We start from the raw sequence: 16,408 nt of genomic DNA on the forward strand, positions 1-16,408 counted from the left end.
TAAAATGTTGTGGGTAATCATTGCTTTTATTGTGTTTTTCATGAGTTCAGCTGTATTTTTTGTGAGTAGAGCAGGCCAGCAAAATTTTTATTTAGACCAAAGAGAAACGTCGAAAGTAAACGATTCGTTAAAGCATTTTGTAAGATCGGGAGCTATTGTTCTGCGTGCAAAAGGTGATTGATATTAATCCCTCAACGAGTACAGTAAAATAGGAAATGAAAGACGTACAAGTTCGTGTGATTGTACGTCTTTTAAAATTTCTTGGTGGAGGTCTAAAGGATGAAAATCAAGGGTTTCGGTGGAGTGTTTTGGCGATCAAAAGATGTTGCAGCATTAAAAAACTGGTATAAAGAAACGCTTGGTATTTCTATGGATGACTGGAATGGAACGATTATCAAGCCAGATGCTGACAATGAAACGATCTTTTCTTTGTTTAAAGAACAGAGCGATTATTTTCCGGAAAATCAATCTGTCATGCTGAATTTTCAAGTGGAAGATATTGAAGCTTGGATGGAGCACTTCAATAAGGTGGGAATCCCCTTATTAAAAGAACCTGAAAAAAGTGAATATGGAACATTTATTTGGATTGCTGATCCTGAAGGAAGATGGATTGAACTTTGGGAGAAATGATCTCACAGATTGTCCAAACATAATTCCTGGTTTTGGCATATACAAGATTATAGCCTTTTAAAGGAGATTTTTTATTATGCCAAATCAACTGCAATACAGCTTGAAAACTCAATTCTCGTTTTGTGTCAGCGATAAAAAACTAAGCTGCATCTTAAGTGAGATCGCTAATCAGGGAATCAATATTAATGGATATGAGCAAAGTGTTTTTCCGACAAAAAGAAATTTCAATATGGTCAGACTAGTACCTGGTACAACTGAGTCACAAACCAAAGATGATTATTATACAGTTATCGCCATACTTAGGGATTTTGGGGTATGTTTTAATCAAAAAAAGGTCATTCAGATTCTTGATCTTCCAGCAGGAGTTCCAGGTCAAATTAATACTATTTTTGGTGCACTATGGTGCAAAGTAGATGTATTCTCAATCTACATTGGAGAGAATGATTCGCTTTATCTGGATGTTTCCGACAATCATAAAGCGATTTGTAAACTATCTCAAGATCCGATAAAGCAATGTCCTAAAAATTGTTGAATAGAGGCGCACACATAAGGAGGCGTCTTTTTTTTTGAAATTAGTTGACTAAGTCAACTAATGGAGTTTAAACTATTAATAATTTCAGACAATTTAGGAGGGCTCATGATGGATGGTAAACGTTATGTTGAACAAATACGTAATTTCAACAGATATTATGCGAGTGTTCTAGGTAAGATTGATCAAGAGATTTATAATCAATCTTTTACGCTAACCGAGGCACGAGTCATAACTGAAATCCACTTAAAAAACGGCTGTACGGCAACCGATGTAAGAGAAAATCTTGGGATTGACCGAGGTTATATGAGCCGGATTATCCAACGGCTCGAAGACGAAAATATCACGATAAAAAACCAGTCACTCGAAGATAAACGGCAGTATTCCCTCTACCTGACTGAATACGGCAAACAAGTTTACAACGATTTAGTTGAACGTGCAAATCATGGTGTGGAAAAAATGATTGAGAACGTGCCTAAACAAGAATTAACTAAGTTAGTCACATCGATGGGAGCAATAAAAAGCATTTATACACAAGAAACTTCATCTCAGAAGGAAATCGTGATTCGACCTTTTCGTTCTGGAGATGTCGGATACATTGCCTACCTGCATGGAAGGTTATACGATCATACCTATAAGTTTGGTCCGAAGTTTGAATATTACGTTATGAAAGGCTTAACAGAATTCATGCTCAATTCAGATGGGGGAGAGTTATGGGTCGCTGAAGTGGATAACCAAATAGTGGGTTCCATTGCCATTACGAAGTCGAGTGAAAATACGGCACAGCTAAGATGGTTTATTTTGGACGAAGATTATCAGGGCATGGGCATCGGGAAAAAGCTCATGGAAACAGCCCTTCATTTCTGCAAGGAGAAAAGCTATCAGCATGTGTTTTTATGGACGGTGAGCACGTTGCATGCAGCCCGATATCTCTATCAAAAATATAATTTTGAACTTACAGAAGAAAAACCAAATGAAGAGTGGACTGGAACGAAATTAATAGAAGAACGTTGGGATTTGGACATGAAAGGAATTTCGTAAAGGGGTATAAGAAAGACAAGTGTTTATGTAGCATGAAGGTAGCCCTTTGTGTTTGTCCTTAATATGGATTTATTACTGACTATTAGAGATTAGAACTCTGACACATATCCGGGGCTTCCTTCTATTATAGAATTTAGTTACAACCTAATAATACTTGTAACAGGTTGTGAAATTTCTTTTTCTCCTCTTAGAAGATCATATACAATGCCGTATTCTGCAGACAAAAAACTCAGTATATTCTTTACTTCTAGCGAAGGGTGCATTTTTCCACAAGTGTAAATATCTAAAGCGGCATACCCTTTTTCCGGCCATGTATGAATAGACATATGTGAAGTGGACAAGATAAGCACTCCTGTAACACCGTAAGGATCGAATTTATGAAAACAGCGGTTCAAAACGGTCATATTTAACCGGTTTGCAATACTCATCATCTCTGCTTCAAGTAAATTTTCGTTATTAAGAATTTGTGGATCACAATGAAATGCATCAATTGTGATGTGGTTTCCTTTTATTATCAATTTTTATAAACGCCTACCTTTACAACTATTTCAATCAATTAATTAAAGGGGAAATCTCCCTCCTCTAAATATCAAAAAAATTTCTAATTTATATACAACCCAAAAATCCGTAAAAAATTGTATGAAAGACAGATGCCCTAAAAAATATTCATTTTAAGGGCAACCTCTAAAATGTTTTATCTTATTGATATGGGTCTGTTTCTTCTTGATAAATTTGGTGGAGATTTAAACTGTTCATACGATTAACTGTTGCAGATTGACGGTGAGCAAGGGAGGTTTGACCAAATTCAAAAAGGTGATTTAGATTCTCTGGTAGTGTCCGACAAGGAACATTAATGGATACTTTTCTTTCCGTGAACATACTTGGTATTCTTGTTGCTAAATGAAATCCCCAATCACCAAAAGAAGGTATAATCGTATGATAGCTACTTACTGTCATGCCGGTATTGCTGATTGTTTCTCCGATACTCCAAAAGACAACCGGAGTATCAATGGGAGAATTAGCTTGAGATACTAAAACTCCACCATTAGCTAGAAACCCAGCTAGGCGAGTGAAAACCTCTGTTGTGTATAATTTACTTAGCGTAATATTTGCTGGATCTGGAAAGTCAACAATGATTACATTGTATTGACGCGTATTTGAACGTATGAAATGCTGTGCATCACGGATAAGAGTTCTTACTCTTGGATCATGAAAAGAATATTCGTTTAACTCACATAGCTCTGGAACACTGCTCGCAGCATGGATTACTTCTGAATCAATATCGACAAGGTCAACCGTATTAACGTCCGGGTATTTCAAAATCTCTCTTAGGGCAAGACCGTCACCGCCACCTAGGACTAAAATGTTTTTTCTGCTAAATGCCAAACTCATTGCAGGATGGACGAGTGCTTCATGATAGAAACGTTCATCCAGGGAACTGAATTGTAATTGTTCATTTAAATACATTCTTATATCCGAAATTTTTAGTACATTAATATCTTGGAATCTACTTTTGCCTTCGAAAAGTACTTTGTGATTTTGAGCTTTTATTTCCATGAGGCTATGTTTATCATATATATCACCGCCGGCTAGTGTTGTTTTTTTGAATAGATTTTTATCAGTCACTTTTCATCCTTCTTTCATAAAAATTCACATATTTTGAGTAGTATATGAAAAAATATGGTGAATGCTTGGACACTTTTTGTTCAAAAGCGTAAAAAGAATGTGGCACACTGTACTCTTGATAGACAGAAGAGAAGACGAAGGATGAAATACGTATAATAAACTCCTAATTGGTAATGAATGAAGATAAGACAACTAAAGGAGGATGTATCTATGGAAGTAAATATGAGCTCAGAAGAAGTCTTATTGGAGATTCAAGGTTTAAAGGCAAAAGGTTCGAATTTGAACAAAAAACAAGTTAAGAAAACAAATCCTCAACTCATGAGAAACGCCCTTCATTATTTTCCAAGTTGGGATGAAGCCATTGAACGAAGTAATACGGGTTGATTAAATAATAGTAAAAAGTCGCAGATCACAGATCATGCGGCTTTTTTTATTTTAGGCAGATAGTTATTTTTACCTAATATTAATAAAGCGACAGTCATGTTGATATGTACCTTTAGACTCATAGGTATAGGTAATTTAAACTGAATATTAGTAATTGTCAGAAATCTTAATTGTAAATAGTAGAAATATCACTATAATAAAAGTATTAGTTCAAAGGAGGTAGTAATTGGATGAAAAAGAAGATTTTAGCTGGTGCGTTAGCTCTAACACTTGGAGCGACAATGACCTTTAGCAGCGGTGGTAATGTGAATGCTGAAAATGGTCAGGCAAAGAAATACATAGTTATTTTTAAGGAACAAGCGAAATTACCTTCAGGATTTGGGAATGAAATCTCAAAAGCTGGTGGACAAATCGAATCGAGATTGGACAAGCTAGGTGCGGTTGAAGTTGTTTCTAGTAATCCAAACTTCCTTTCTGAAATCAAAAAATCTAGTACTGTACTAGAAGCAGGCGTACAAAATATTGTGCAGCCTGAACAAGCCGCTATTGAAGAAGTTGCACTAGTAAGTTCGTATGGTGCTGATGCAGAACTTTACAATAAATATCAATGGGATATTAAACAGGTTACTCAAAATGGAGAGTCGTGGACCCTGCCAGGCGGGACGGGTGAATCTGTAGATGGAAAAGATATTGTGGTTGGGGTTATTGATACAGGTATTGATTACACCCACCCTGACTTAAAAGATAACTATGCTTACGGTAAATCTTTTGTTCCAGGATATCCTGATGCGATGGATGAAAACTCACACGGAACACACGTTGCAGGATCCATTGCAGCTAAAGGGCGCACAATGGGTATCGGTCCTGACTTAAAAGTAGCTGCTTACCGTGTATTTGGACCAACAGGTGGAGCGGAAACATCTCATATTGCTGAAGCATTAATGACTGCTGCGGATGATAATGTTGATGTAGTAAACATGTCCCTTGGCGGCTATGACTGGTTCCAAAACCCAGACTATGCTACAAAAGATGTCGTAGCTGATGTTCGATTGTTTAATAGAGCCATTCAATATGCCATTCAAAAGGGTGTTACAGTAGTTGGGTCTGCTGGAAACAATGCGGTTGATATCAGTTCGCCTGGTAAACTATCAGGGGATGATAATGGTGCAACACACCGCAGTCCAAGCAGCCAGACTATGATCAGGGTTTCAGCAGGCGGAGCGCTAAAGAATCTAGCATTCTACTCGAACTATGGTGTAGGAAAAATTGATGTACTAGCTCCGGGTGGAGATCTTGGACCGAACTACGATCCTGCAACTGGTGCTGGGAGAGATAATACTTATCTATGTCTAGCAACTATTCCTGGAGGAGGGTACGGCTATAAAGGCGGAACTTCCATGGCGGCACCAAAAACAGCTGCACTTGCAGGTGTTATCATTGCTCAGCACGGGAAAGACAAGCTGAACCCGGCACAGGTTAAGAGCATCATCCAATCTTCCTCTGAAGATGTATTTAAAAGAGGTTATGATGGAGAATCAGGTTTCGGATTAATTAATGCTGTAGATGCGTTAAATTAATACTAACTGAAAGAAGCGGAGGCAGCATATTGCCCCGCTTTTTTGTTTGGTAGAATGTAAGTATGTAATCATTTTAATAATGAATAAGAAGAACAGAATAGGAGAGTTATGATTATGGATACCCAAGTAATTACACAAATGAAGATTGTTAAGCCTGCTGCTGATGTTTTTGAAGCCATTGTAGATCCAGAGAAAATAGGAGGCTTTTGGTTTTCCTCCAGTTCTGAAAGATGGGTTCAAGGCAGAACAGTTATATTAAGATATGACGAGTACAATGCAGAAGGTGAAATAAAAGTTTTAGAAGTTGAGGAAAATAAGAAAATCGTTTTTTCCTGGGGAGCAGAACATGATAATGGTTCGCTTGTTACCATTAAGCTGACTGAATTGGATGATGAAAGTACAATAGTTGAAGTGGTTGAATCAGGTTTGAAAGAAGATGATCCTGACGTTGTTAACAAAATGATGGGCCAAAAAGAAGGCTGGGTTTATACATTGACGTGTTTAAAGGGGTATTTAGAAAATGATGTAAATACTTTAAGGGCATCATTAATCCATTAAGAAGTTTTAAAGAGTAACTGCTTAAGCGAAAGTGGTTACTCTTTTTTATGGTTATCTATGCTTATCTATATCTTTCTATAATAAAGTCAATAAAATATCTGCTCGCGATCGGCAGAACTCTTTTATCCTTATATGCCAGACTGATTGTCCGGGCAAAGGATGGGGAAATTCTTTTAGTCACAATATGATAAGGACACCGATGTAAGACAAGTGTTGGCAGGATGGAGATTCCCAGACCCTGTTCGATCATTGACATGATCGTATAATCATCATGTACCCGGTATTGAATGTTGGGTTCGAAATTGTTTTGTTGAAAAATCGTTAACGGTTCACTTATTTCTCCTTCATCTAAAAGGATGTAAGGTTCCTTCAATAACTCTTTTAATGAGACTTCATGCTGCTCTGCCAACCGATGATCTTTAGGAAATACAGCTAACATTTCATCGTCCTGCAAGGGAATCATATTCAGGTTTGATACGGCTTTCGGGTTCACGAAGCCAAGGTCAACGCTGCCTTCTTTAATCCAACTGGAGATCTCTGTGTAATCACCTTGATGCAGTTCGAAATGAACAGCGGGGTACTGTACCTTGAAATCTTTCATCAATCCTGGCAGCCAGTGGCAGGAAACACTTGAAAATACGCCGATTCGGATAATCCCGCTCTCAAGTCCTTCCATCTCTTTCATCTTTTCTTTTAATTCCCTGTGTGAATTACAGATTTTCTTAATGTATGGCAAAAATTCCTCACCGTCAGGAGTCAATGTAATACCCGTTCTTGAGCGTAGAATAAGGATCGTAGAAAGTTCTTCTTCTAAAGAATGCACCATTTGGCTGATCGCTGATTGGGTGTAGCCAAGTTCTTCTGCGGCTTTCGTGAAACTGCCTGTTTCGATCGCTTTTATAAAGGCGTAATATGCATTCATCCCGTTTTCTCCCTTACATTAGAATTCCTAATAGTTCTATTATAAATATTCGTTTTATTAATGCAAAGGGAGGTGATACGATAAATCCAATCCAAAAATACATGAAGGGTTAGGGGCTGCTGCATGACACCTAAACAAGCGAACTGGATTTTAGTTTCCGTTTCTATGGGATGGGGAATGTCTTATATCTTTATGAAACTAGTAATAGATACGATTCCGGCCCTAACCATTGTGGCACTACGATTCGGGATTGCTTTTATCATAATGGTGCTGATTTTTCGGAAAAAAGTATTTCAAACAGATGCTAGAACGTTGAAATACAGTTTAATTCTTGGTTTTTTATTATGGGGGATCTTCATTACGCTTATGTATGGTATCAAACATACGACGGCTTCAACTGCTGGCTTTTTGATTAGTACAACGGTGATCTTAGTGCCAATACTTCAGGCGTTCATTATAAGAAAGCTGCCAAGCAGAAAGATCAGTCTGGGAGTTGTATTTGTTGCAATCGGCTTAACTCTGCTAACCATCGGAGAAGATTTTACGTTAGCGTTTGGTTCGGTTCTTTGTTTAATCGCTGCCTTTTTGTATGCAGTACACATTATAGTAACCAATCACTTTGCAAGAGAAGTAAATACCTTGCAGCTGGGAATCTATCAGCTTGGATTTGCCGCTTTTTTTGCGGCTGTCGGAACGTTTATTTTAGAAGTGCCTGTTTTACCACATACGATGATTCATTGGATCGCCATACTCGGGCTCACATTCATTTGTTCAGCATATGGATTTGTTATGCAGTCCATCGCTCAAAAATACACAACGCCAGAAAGCACCGGATTTCTTTTTTCACTCGAACCGATATTTGCCGCCATTTTTGCATTCATCTTTCTTCAGGAAAACATGGGGTTGAGAGGATACCTGGGTGCGTTAATCATTCTATTAGGAGTATTTACAGCCACCGTTACATTTAGAAAACGGGCTGATATAAGAATGTTGAAAGTAAAGAGCGGCATAATGAAATAACTGAAGTTGTAAAAAAAGAATGCTGCTTTCCAATAAATGTTATTATATTTATAAGAGCAAGCTATGTTTTTATAAGGGGGATAATAATATGGAATATGCAGGAACTTGGCTGCCGTTAATGGGGCTATTTACTTTTATACTACCAATTGGTTTAACGATATTTGTTCTTGTTATGTTGTATCAAATGAATCAATCATTAAAAAGAATTGCAGAGAGTTTAGAGAAAAAATAGGACTTCGTGAGTCTTAATCGCATTTTATATCTCGTGATAGAAACGAGATATATTTTTAGCCTATACATTGTTATACGAGGTAAATAAATTTTACAGCAATTTTCAAAAATATCAGTTGGTGTATTTAATCAATAGATGTATACTGAAACGAAAAGAAAAAGGCAGGCGTGTTCTAAATATGAAAGTAGCATACTTAGGTCCTCAAGGAAGTTTCTCAGAAGAAGCTGCCTTTCGTTATTTTACGAATGATGATATTGAGTGGTATAAAAGTGATTCTATCGTTGATGTATTAGAAGCGGTAGGTGAAGGCAAGGCGGATAAAGGGATTGTTCCGATCGAAAATTCTATTGAGGGAACGATCAATATTACTGCAGATGGCCTGTTAACGTATGATTTATTTGTTGAAGCTGAATTGATTTTCCCGGTTTCCCTGCATCTTCTCACTCTAAAAGGAGCCTCACTAGATGAAGTGCGTGAAGTCTGGTCCATCGTTCCAGCGCTTGCCCAGTGCAGAGATTTTATCAGAGAATCTAAAGTGAAAAGCAGGCAGTTTGACAGTACGTCTGCAGCCGCCCAAGCGGTTAAGAACCAAGAAAGAAGAGATGTCGCAGCGATTGCTTCCAAATATGCGGCTGAAGTGTTTGATCTGCAGATTACAAAAAGCGGAATACAAGATTGCAGCAACAACCATACCCGTTTCGTCGTAATCAGCAAGGAACCTGTAAAACAAAGGGAAGATCGAACGAAGACAATGATGTTGATCTCACCGACGGAAGATTATTCAGGGGTACTGTCATCCATCCTGAATGTATTTACTGCACTTTCAATCAATCTGTCCTGGATTGAGTCTCGTCCAACGAAAAAACAATTAGGGACCTATCACTTTTTTATTGAAACACAAAATGGTTTGCATGAAGAAAAGATGACAAAAGCGATTGCGATCTTAGAAGCTTATGGACATGATGTTCGAGTTTTAGGAAGTTATAATACAACGAAATTATAAAAAAAATCGGCCACTCTTATCTTAAAGAGTGCGCCGATTTTTTTACGCTTGTAACTCAAATTGTTTGGAATACAAATGAGCATAAACTCCACCGCGTTTGAGCAGCATGTCATGTGTGCCTTGCTCGGCAATTCCATTCTCGGTCAGCATGATGATCCGTTCAGCATTTCGAATTGTGGAAAGGCGATGGGCGATTACAATTGTTGTCCGTCCTTTAGCTAATGATTCGAGTGATTCTTTAATAATGCTTTCACTTTCGTTATCAAGTGCACTTGTTGCCTCATCTAAAATGAGAACGGGCGGATTCTTTAAGAAAACCCGTGCGATACTTAATCGCTGCTTTTGACCGCCTGAGAGTTTAACTCCTCGCTGTCCGATTTCAGAATGGTAGCCGTTTGGCAAACTCATGATAAAGTCATGGGCATTTGCATGCTTGGCAGCCGCAATAACTTCTTCATCAGTCGCCTCTGGATTTCCATAGCGAATATTTTCCATAACGGTTCCTGCAAACAGGTAAACATCTTGCTGTACGATCCCAATTGTTTTTCTTAATGAATGCAATTCGATATCACGCACGTCTACCCCGTCAAGAAAGACATTTCCACATGTCACATCATAAAAGCGGGGAATGAGTGAGCACAAAGTCGTTTTTCCTGCACCAGATGGACCCACCAAGGCTACGTATTCGCCTGGCTTCACATGCAGTGACAGCCCCTTTAGGACATATTCCGTATGGTCTTCATAACGGAAAGATACGTGATGGAACTCCACATCACCATCAACGTCAGACAGAATAACAGCATAAGGTTTGTTTTCAATCGCTGGCTTTAGATTCATTATTTCTATAAATCGCTGAAAACCTGTGATTCCTTCTTGAAACTGTGTCGTCATATGGGTCAGTTTTTGAATGGGCTCGATCATAAAGTTGATATAAAGCAAGAATGTGATTAAGTCTGCTAAATCTAACTTCTGGCTAACAATACTGGCACTTCCAAAGACGATTACCGCGATTGTAATAAGCTGAATAAATGTTTCTACTCCGTTGTAAAAGTACGCTTCACCTTTATAGGTATTTCTTCGGCTATCAAGAAAACGATTGTTTTCCCGGCTGAACTTTTCGATTTCGAGGTGTTCGTTAGCAAATGATTGTACGGCACGGATTCCCGAGAGACTATCTTCTACCTGTGCATTTACGTCGGCGATCCGCTCTTTATTTTCTTTAAATGATCTGTTCAGCTTCTTATTAAAGTACAGTGCAAAGGCTCCTAAAAAGGGCAAAAAACAGAATACTGCAATCGTTAATGGTGCGTTAATAAAGAACAATATGACAAACGCTCCAACAAATCGGGTCAAATATTTTACATAGTCTTCAGGACCGTGATGATAAAGCTCAGCAAGCATGAGAAGATCGGTCGTTACCCTGGACATAAGCTGGCCGGTCCGTTCTTTATCGTAAAAGCTAAAGGAAAGTTTTTGCATGTGTGCGAATAGTTCGCTGCGCAGATCTCTTTCCATAAGAGCTCCGACTTCATGACCTTTATAGTCCAGAAAGTAGTTTGCTATATTCTGAATCACTGCTAAAACAAGCATCAGTCCGCCAATCCAATACACTTCACTTAGTGCATCAGATAAATTCCCTTCGAGTACATCTTTCGTAATGTAGCGAACGAGCAGCGGAAAAACAAGAGTCACAGAAGATACAAGTAAGGCACATAACAATACGCATAGAAATATCTTTAAATACGGTTTGTAATAGGAAAAAAATTTTTTAACTGGAAAATGCATGATTTACCCCTTTGTGTGTTATTTAAATAAACACATATAAGGGAGTACACCGTTAAGAGAATCAAAACGATAAGCGGCGAATTTCTTCGTTAACCGGTTCCACCCTTATATGTTTGTACGGTTTGATTCGTCATGTTTCTCATGTGAATAGCCTCCTTATTTGTTGATACTTACATTGTAGATGATTTTATAAGGGAAAGAACATTAAATTTTTGTAATTAACTGAAAATTGTTTTTTAGCACTGTTTTTCACAGCGTAAATTGAGGGTTCACAGGTTCACTGCGTGAAAACTCACTAATCTTGCGTGAACGTGTAATAAATGTAGGAACACGTACCGAAAAATTATTGGTTTGAGGGTTCCTCAGCTGATTTGAGCGTAGATCAGCAAGTTTGAGCGTACCTCGGCTATTTTGAGCGTAACTCATCTACTCTGAGCGTAGCTCAGCAATCTTGAGCGAACGTGTAATAAATGTAAGAACACGTACCGTAAAATCTTTTTTTCTCCAAAAAAATCAAACTTTTTTTCTGAATTAGTGATCCAAATCAAAACTCTCTTCGTTAGCTTTATGAATCTATCAAAAAATGTTCAAAAAAAGGAGAGAGTTAACCATGAACAAGAAAATGAAAAAAGCATTAATTGCTGTTCCACTAAGTGTATCTTTATTAATCCCTACTTTTAGCGTAGCAGATGGGCATGGCCACGAAAGCCATAGCAAAGGTCAAATGTCTGCTGAGGTAACGAACCCTGCAATCGATCTTCGTGCATCGTTAGACACTCTTTTATCCGAGCATGCTTTCTTAGCTGTAGTGATAAAACACACGCCATTTATGCGTGTGTTTTATTGTTTGTTAGTAAAAATAATGAATGAAAGGATGATTAAGGCAATACCTATTATTCCTGCACTTACGATTATTTCACCCCGTTTAAAATGGAAATAAACGTAAACAAATGTGTAATAAATCGTTAAAGCAATTATAAGAAATACGGCAGCAGTTATTATTTTAGATGTACTATATTCACTAAAGGATATTGTAAAGTGCAATATCCACGACAACAGTGATACCGCTCCAAACCTATATAGAAATTTTTCAGTATTCATAACAAGTCCTTTTAATCCTTTATTCTTACTTTTGCCTTAGCTTCTCTAAATTCAAGTGTTCGATAAGGAACGATTATGAAGTTGTCGCTTCCACCTTCACACTCAGTTAAGGTTACACCACTATAATTGGGATCTATATTCTGGCAGTTCTAACTTCTTGTAATCCAATTAGGGTTTCCCCGCCACCCGTTAAATAAAAATCTTTCATTCCTAAAAATTTGTTGTCTATTTTGATTTGTCCGTCCTTTGTAGATATCGTATTTTCTACACTTTTTCCATCTTTCGTTACATTAACAAATGACAGTGCAGCTGACTCACTACTTTTCGATTTATTAATAAGTGCAAAAAGTTTATCTAAATTATGTATCTTATAATTAAGTGGGGGACTTTGACCCGTTTCTTGTAAAATCACATCTCCGTCCTTGATGCTATCTTCTAATACAAACGTTTTCTCCTCTTTAGCTTTCGGATCATCCTGACAACCCGTTAACCAAATCACGGATAGTATAAAAAATAGACTTAACTTCTTCAAATCATCACTCCCTCTTTTTTATTTATTACGAACAAATTAGAAAAAAGTTCCAATAAATAGATTACTAAGTGAGAATTTTAATCCTTTTATAAGAATTTCATGGAGGTATGCAAATTGAAACGATTATACTGTAAAAAAGAAGTTAGGATATCCAGAAGGAAGTTATGTGAAGATGAATAAAATTAAAACCTGGGCAAGAAATCTAAAAAAGTATGTATATGTTCTTTACTTCGCTTATAAGGATCCTAGAGTACCTTGGTATGCAAAGGTATTTACTGCATGTGTTGTTGCATATGCATTCAGTCCGATTGATTTTATTCCTGACTTTATCCCTGTGTTGGGTTATCTTGATGACATTATTATCGTTCCTTTAGGGATCAAGCTTGCTTTAAAGATGATACCTAACGCGGTAATCAAGGATTGTGAAGAAAAAGCAGAAGAGTTGATGGTAAAGGGGAAACCGAAGAATTGGCTAGTTGGCACTTTAATCATTATCTTTTGGGGGATTATTTTAATCTGGGGCAGTATGGCTATATTTCAATACATCAAATAACGAAAGCGTCTCTCCTGTTGGAGGTCACTTTTTTTCTATTAAGCAGGGATTTCTGCAAAAACAATAGAAAAGAGTTCAAAGTGAATTACAGAAATTGGAGGATATCGATAACCCCGTGGGAGGGAAAGGAATAAATGCTACACCTTGAAGAGAGACCAAGAGCTTTTGCAGCTATCATTAAAGACAACTTAATCCTTATGGTTCGTGAAGAAACTGATCGTAAATCCTTCTGGACATTACCCGGCGGCGGGCTAGAGAACGCTGAATCTTTTGAAGAAGCTGTGATTCGTGAAGTCCGGGAAGAAGTAAACTTAGACGTAAAAGTCATAAAATACTTATTTTCAAGAAATTATGAACTTGGTATTGAAAAGTGTTACTTAGTTGAACCGACAAACAATAAACCTCCTACATTAGGATACGATCCGGAATTACCAATGGATAATCAAAACCTTAAAGAGGTGCGTGGCACTCGTTAAAAAGTATGAAAGATGATTTACAGGTTAGTGAAGTTATTAAAGCTTTGAAAATCTAGCAAGTATATTAACCTGCCAAAAGGCGATAATTATGGATAACTATTTCAAGGAGTTGTCACGGATGATCTTTATCTATAATGATTTTGGCGGTACACATACAACGGCACTAGCGGCGGCTTTTCATCTAAAAAAACTACCGGCTCATGCTGAACTTACGAGAGAACAGATATTAAATATAGAATACTTTAACAAATTGGATACGTCTGATATGGGGAAGATTATCTTCCACGGGGTGGATGAGGAAGGGCATTCCGTCTATACAGTCGGACGGGGGAACTCTAAAATATTCGTTCCTGGTTTAAAGGATATGTTTGAAATCCTCCAGAAAAGAAATGGAACAGAGGAACAATTAATCTTTTCAAACACATCACCGACAGTTCCTTTATCTATGACGGTTGGAGGATTTTTTTCAAGAAGACTAGGTATTGATTTTATTGGAGTACCTTTACTAGTGATGGGTGCTAAACAAGCTTCTGCTCAAATCGCTTATCTTGTTGAACATACAAAAGAAATGGCTAATAAATCCTCTGAACAGGTCCTTATCATAGACAATAAAAAAGAACTTTTAATCACGGAAGTTAGTTAAAACATCTTTTTCAGGGAAAATGCTCCTCACTTGGTTAGGGGCTTTTTTATGTGGCATCATTCAAAGTGAATTCATAAGCAATTAAAAAGCTTGGGGTATCCCCCAAGCTATCTTTGTTCGTTCGTATCCTTCACACTGGCAATCTCGATCTTTTCCACAAACATGTTAAATACGCTGCGTTTTTGTTCGAGCTTCTTCAGCTGTTCTTTCAGCTCATTGTATTTTTCCTCAAACGGCTGCTGGTAAGTCTTCTTAATGTTCTTGATCATTTCCTCGTTGATGGTGGATTGAATAACTTGTTTCGTAATCCCGAATTTATAAGAATAAAGCTGAAGTTCAGTCTTAACATTCTCGTACTCTTCATCAATTTCTTTCTTTTGTTTTTCAATCTCTTCTTTCCATTCAAGCAGAGCATCTTTTACATACGGCTCCATCTTTTGCCTCCTTAAAGCAGTTCATTCGTAAGTCTAACTTTTTATGTACTCAATACACTATTTATAATGAGAAGCTCTTTTATGGGGGTATTTTCATACATTGACTAAATTTTTCCATAACTCTATGATTGAGATAAATACACTTAGAGAGGGTTAATTTCATTATGAAACTAGAAACAGAAAGACTAACGATTGTACCTGTTGATCACCAGCTTGTTGAGAAGCTTTCGCCAGAAGATTACGAGATTCATGGCTTTATTAAGAGTTATCTTACGGATTTAAAAGAGGATGAGAGTTTGCTTGGATGGGGCGTTTGGTTTGTGATTGAAAAAGAGACTGGAAGGATTATTGGAGATACCGGATTCAAAGGGAAACCGGTGGATCAAACGGTTGAAATCGGTTATGGCATCATTCCTTCTGCACAAGGAAGGGGATATGCAACAGAAGCGGTTAATGGCATCATAGATCGGGCGTTATCTACGAATCTCGTAAGTAATGTTGTCGCTGAATGTTTAGATGACAATATTGCTTCTGTAAAAGTTTTAGAAAAACTAGGATTTGAAAGAACGGGTACAGATGAAAATATGCTGAAGTGGAAGATAAGTCATCAGTAGAGAGGGGTTCAGCATTTGCAAGAAAACTTCTTCCAAAGAAAAATGATGGCTTCGATTGTAACAGCAATCACTTTGGCAATGATTCTAGCTAGCATATCCATATATGATGATGCTGGCAGAACATCTGATTATGGAGAAGCTTTTTTAGCAGCCGGAATGCTGTATGGCATGTATGGTGGAGTCATTGTACTGTTTTATGGATCTTTAATGTCGGCCGTAATTGAGTTTGTTATGAACAGATGGTTCAATATCAAAACTCCTATATATATTTTATTCCACGGTGTTTTTGGTCTGATCATGCTTAAAGTTCCAATTCTTGCTGTGTTCGGTGTTGCGGCAGCAATTCTTTATGCACTCATCGACAGGTGGATCCTTCATCGTATAAAAAAAGATAAACCAATTAAGATGATCATGTTAACTCCTATTACTCTTTTTGCGATGATTTGGTCTGTACTCAGTTTTATATCACCAGATCAGCCACCTTTTACAGTCGAGGATGCAGTTGAGTTTGCAACGTCAGGTGTAGGAACCATAATTGATAAGTTTCCGAAAGAAGAAGGCGTCATTACGGTTGGAAACGCTACTAGAGAAACGAGTGTTAAAGAGATCGGGGATGAAGTGTACATCGTAACTTTTACTGAGACGTGGAAAGACGAGGATGCAGGGGGGCCGTGGTCGATCTCTTATAAAGTGGAACGAGGATCTTCAACGCTTTATGATCAAAGTCATAATGGATTGTAATTTGAGG

The 16,408-nt window shown here is 37.6% G+C and carries 22 protein-coding genes; 16 read left to right on the top strand and 6 right to left on the bottom strand.

Annotation, left to right across the window (positions count from 1 at the left end; translation table 11 throughout):
* The first annotated feature begins 4 nt into the window (after window positions 1–4).
* From ABE41_RS20980 to ABE41_RS06915, 4 genes are all read left to right on the top strand, one after another.
* A complete protein-coding gene (locus ABE41_RS20980; RefSeq protein ID WP_156774241.1) occupies window positions 5–181 on the top strand; it encodes a hypothetical protein in 177 nt (58 codons plus the stop codon).
* 98 nt (window positions 182–279) lie between these two features.
* Window positions 280–630: a VOC family protein gene (locus ABE41_RS06905; protein ID WP_066287984.1), complete on the top strand. Its 351-nt coding sequence runs from the start codon at window positions 280–282 to the stop codon at window positions 628–630.
* 76 nt (window positions 631–706) lie between these two features.
* Window positions 707–1,162, top strand: coding sequence for a hypothetical protein (locus ABE41_RS06910; protein WP_066287988.1), 456 nt, complete (start codon window positions 707–709; stop codon window positions 1,160–1,162).
* A gap of 105 nt (window positions 1,163–1,267) precedes the next feature.
* Window positions 1,268–2,200, top strand: a complete 933-nt coding sequence (locus ABE41_RS06915; protein ID WP_253805451.1) for a bifunctional helix-turn-helix transcriptional regulator/GNAT family N-acetyltransferase — start codon at window positions 1,268–1,270, stop codon at window positions 2,198–2,200.
* A gap of 137 nt (window positions 2,201–2,337) precedes the next feature.
* Here the strand turns inward: ABE41_RS06915 and speD are convergent, their stop codons facing one another.
* Both speD and ABE41_RS06925 read right to left on the bottom strand, forming a co-directional pair.
* Window positions 2,338–2,718, bottom strand: coding sequence for an adenosylmethionine decarboxylase (gene speD, locus ABE41_RS06920; protein ID WP_066287996.1), 381 nt, complete (start codon window positions 2,716–2,718; stop codon window positions 2,338–2,340).
* A gap of 181 nt (window positions 2,719–2,899) precedes the next feature.
* A complete protein-coding gene (locus ABE41_RS06925) occupies window positions 2,900–3,826 on the bottom strand; it encodes a spermine/spermidine synthase domain-containing protein (RefSeq protein WP_066287998.1) in 927 nt (308 codons plus the stop codon).
* Between the two features lie 210 nt (window positions 3,827–4,036).
* On the opposite strand from ABE41_RS06925, the gene ABE41_RS21210 reads away from it, so the two are divergent.
* The 3 genes from ABE41_RS21210 (at window position 4,037) to ABE41_RS06935 (ending at window position 6,345) form a co-directional block, all read left to right on the top strand.
* Window positions 4,037–4,210, top strand: coding sequence for a hypothetical protein (locus ABE41_RS21210; protein ID WP_172827336.1), 174 nt, complete (start codon window positions 4,037–4,039; stop codon window positions 4,208–4,210).
* 230 nt (window positions 4,211–4,440) lie between these two features.
* Window positions 4,441–5,787, top strand: coding sequence for a S8 family serine peptidase (locus tag ABE41_RS06930; RefSeq protein ID WP_066288007.1), 1,347 nt, complete (start codon window positions 4,441–4,443; stop codon window positions 5,785–5,787).
* A 114-nt stretch (window positions 5,788–5,901) separates the two neighbouring features.
* A complete protein-coding gene (locus tag ABE41_RS06935; RefSeq protein WP_066288010.1) occupies window positions 5,902–6,345 on the top strand; it encodes an SRPBCC family protein in 444 nt (147 codons plus the stop codon).
* A 61-nt stretch (window positions 6,346–6,406) separates the two neighbouring features.
* On the opposite strand, the gene ABE41_RS06940 is transcribed toward ABE41_RS06935, so the two are convergent.
* Window positions 6,407–7,267: a LysR family transcriptional regulator gene (locus ABE41_RS06940; RefSeq protein ID WP_066288014.1), complete on the bottom strand. Its 861-nt coding sequence runs from the start codon at window positions 7,265–7,267 to the stop codon at window positions 6,407–6,409.
* 123 nt (window positions 7,268–7,390) lie between these two features.
* On the opposite strand from ABE41_RS06940, the gene ABE41_RS06945 reads away from it, so the two are divergent.
* From ABE41_RS06945 to pheA, 3 genes are all read left to right on the top strand, one after another.
* Complete coding sequence (locus ABE41_RS06945) at window positions 7,391–8,287, top strand: DMT family transporter (protein ID WP_066288017.1); 897 nt, start codon at window positions 7,391–7,393, stop codon at window positions 8,285–8,287.
* 88 nt (window positions 8,288–8,375) lie between these two features.
* Window positions 8,376–8,519, top strand: coding sequence for a hypothetical protein (locus ABE41_RS20985; protein WP_156774242.1), 144 nt, complete (start codon window positions 8,376–8,378; stop codon window positions 8,517–8,519).
* Window positions 8,520–8,697: 178 nt separating this feature from the next.
* Window positions 8,698–9,522, top strand: coding sequence for a prephenate dehydratase (pheA, locus tag ABE41_RS06950; protein WP_066288019.1), 825 nt, complete (start codon window positions 8,698–8,700; stop codon window positions 9,520–9,522).
* 42 nt (window positions 9,523–9,564) lie between these two features.
* Here pheA and ABE41_RS06955 read toward each other — a convergent pair whose 3' ends face one another.
* Entirely contained in the window at window positions 9,565–11,307 is a 1,743-nt protein-coding gene (locus ABE41_RS06955; protein ID WP_066288022.1) for an ABC transporter ATP-binding protein, read from the bottom strand.
* Between the two features lie 610 nt (window positions 11,308–11,917).
* Between ABE41_RS06955 and ABE41_RS21295 the strand changes: the two genes are divergently transcribed.
* Window positions 11,918–12,247 carry a hypothetical protein gene (locus tag ABE41_RS21295; protein WP_066288025.1) on the top strand — a complete coding sequence of 110 codons (330 nt, stop codon included), beginning with the start codon at window positions 11,918–11,920 and terminating at the stop codon, window positions 12,245–12,247.
* A gap of 294 nt (window positions 12,248–12,541) precedes the next feature.
* On the opposite strand, the gene ABE41_RS06965 is transcribed toward ABE41_RS21295, so the two are convergent.
* On the bottom strand, window positions 12,542–12,940 hold the full coding sequence (locus ABE41_RS06965) for a hypothetical protein (protein ID WP_066288026.1): 399 nt from the start codon (window positions 12,938–12,940) through the stop codon (window positions 12,542–12,544).
* Between the two features lie 172 nt (window positions 12,941–13,112).
* Here ABE41_RS06965 and ABE41_RS06970 point away from each other — a divergent pair, with 172 nt between their 5' ends.
* The 3 genes from ABE41_RS06970 (at window position 13,113) to ABE41_RS06980 (ending at window position 14,612) form a co-directional block, all read left to right on the top strand.
* The gene (locus tag ABE41_RS06970) at window positions 13,113–13,493 is read left to right on the top strand and encodes a YkvA family protein (RefSeq protein ID WP_066288028.1); all 381 of its coding nucleotides are present in this window, start codon (window positions 13,113–13,115) and stop codon (window positions 13,491–13,493) included.
* 134 nt (window positions 13,494–13,627) lie between these two features.
* The gene (locus ABE41_RS06975; protein ID WP_066288031.1) at window positions 13,628–13,969 is read left to right on the top strand and encodes an NUDIX domain-containing protein; all 342 of its coding nucleotides are present in this window, start codon (window positions 13,628–13,630) and stop codon (window positions 13,967–13,969) included.
* A 118-nt stretch (window positions 13,970–14,087) separates the two neighbouring features.
* Window positions 14,088–14,612, top strand: coding sequence for a DUF3189 family protein (locus ABE41_RS06980; RefSeq protein ID WP_066288038.1), 525 nt, complete (start codon window positions 14,088–14,090; stop codon window positions 14,610–14,612).
* A 107-nt stretch (window positions 14,613–14,719) separates the two neighbouring features.
* Here ABE41_RS06980 and ABE41_RS06985 read toward each other — a convergent pair whose 3' ends face one another.
* Window positions 14,720–15,046, bottom strand: a complete 327-nt coding sequence (locus ABE41_RS06985; protein ID WP_066288040.1) for a hypothetical protein — start codon at window positions 15,044–15,046, stop codon at window positions 14,720–14,722.
* Between the two features lie 164 nt (window positions 15,047–15,210).
* On the opposite strand from ABE41_RS06985, the gene ABE41_RS06990 reads away from it, so the two are divergent.
* Entirely contained in the window at window positions 15,211–15,660 is a 450-nt protein-coding gene (locus ABE41_RS06990; RefSeq protein WP_066288042.1) for a GNAT family N-acetyltransferase, read from the top strand.
* A gap of 15 nt (window positions 15,661–15,675) precedes the next feature.
* Window positions 15,676–16,401 carry a hypothetical protein gene (locus ABE41_RS06995; RefSeq protein ID WP_066288043.1) on the top strand — a complete coding sequence of 242 codons (726 nt, stop codon included), beginning with the start codon at window positions 15,676–15,678 and terminating at the stop codon, window positions 16,399–16,401.
* Window positions 16,402–16,408: the final 7 nt, after the last annotated feature.

The sequence above is a fragment of the Fictibacillus arsenicus genome, assembly GCF_001642935.1.
Taxonomy (GTDB): domain Bacteria; phylum Bacillota; class Bacilli; order Bacillales; family Fictibacillaceae; genus Fictibacillus; species Fictibacillus arsenicus_B.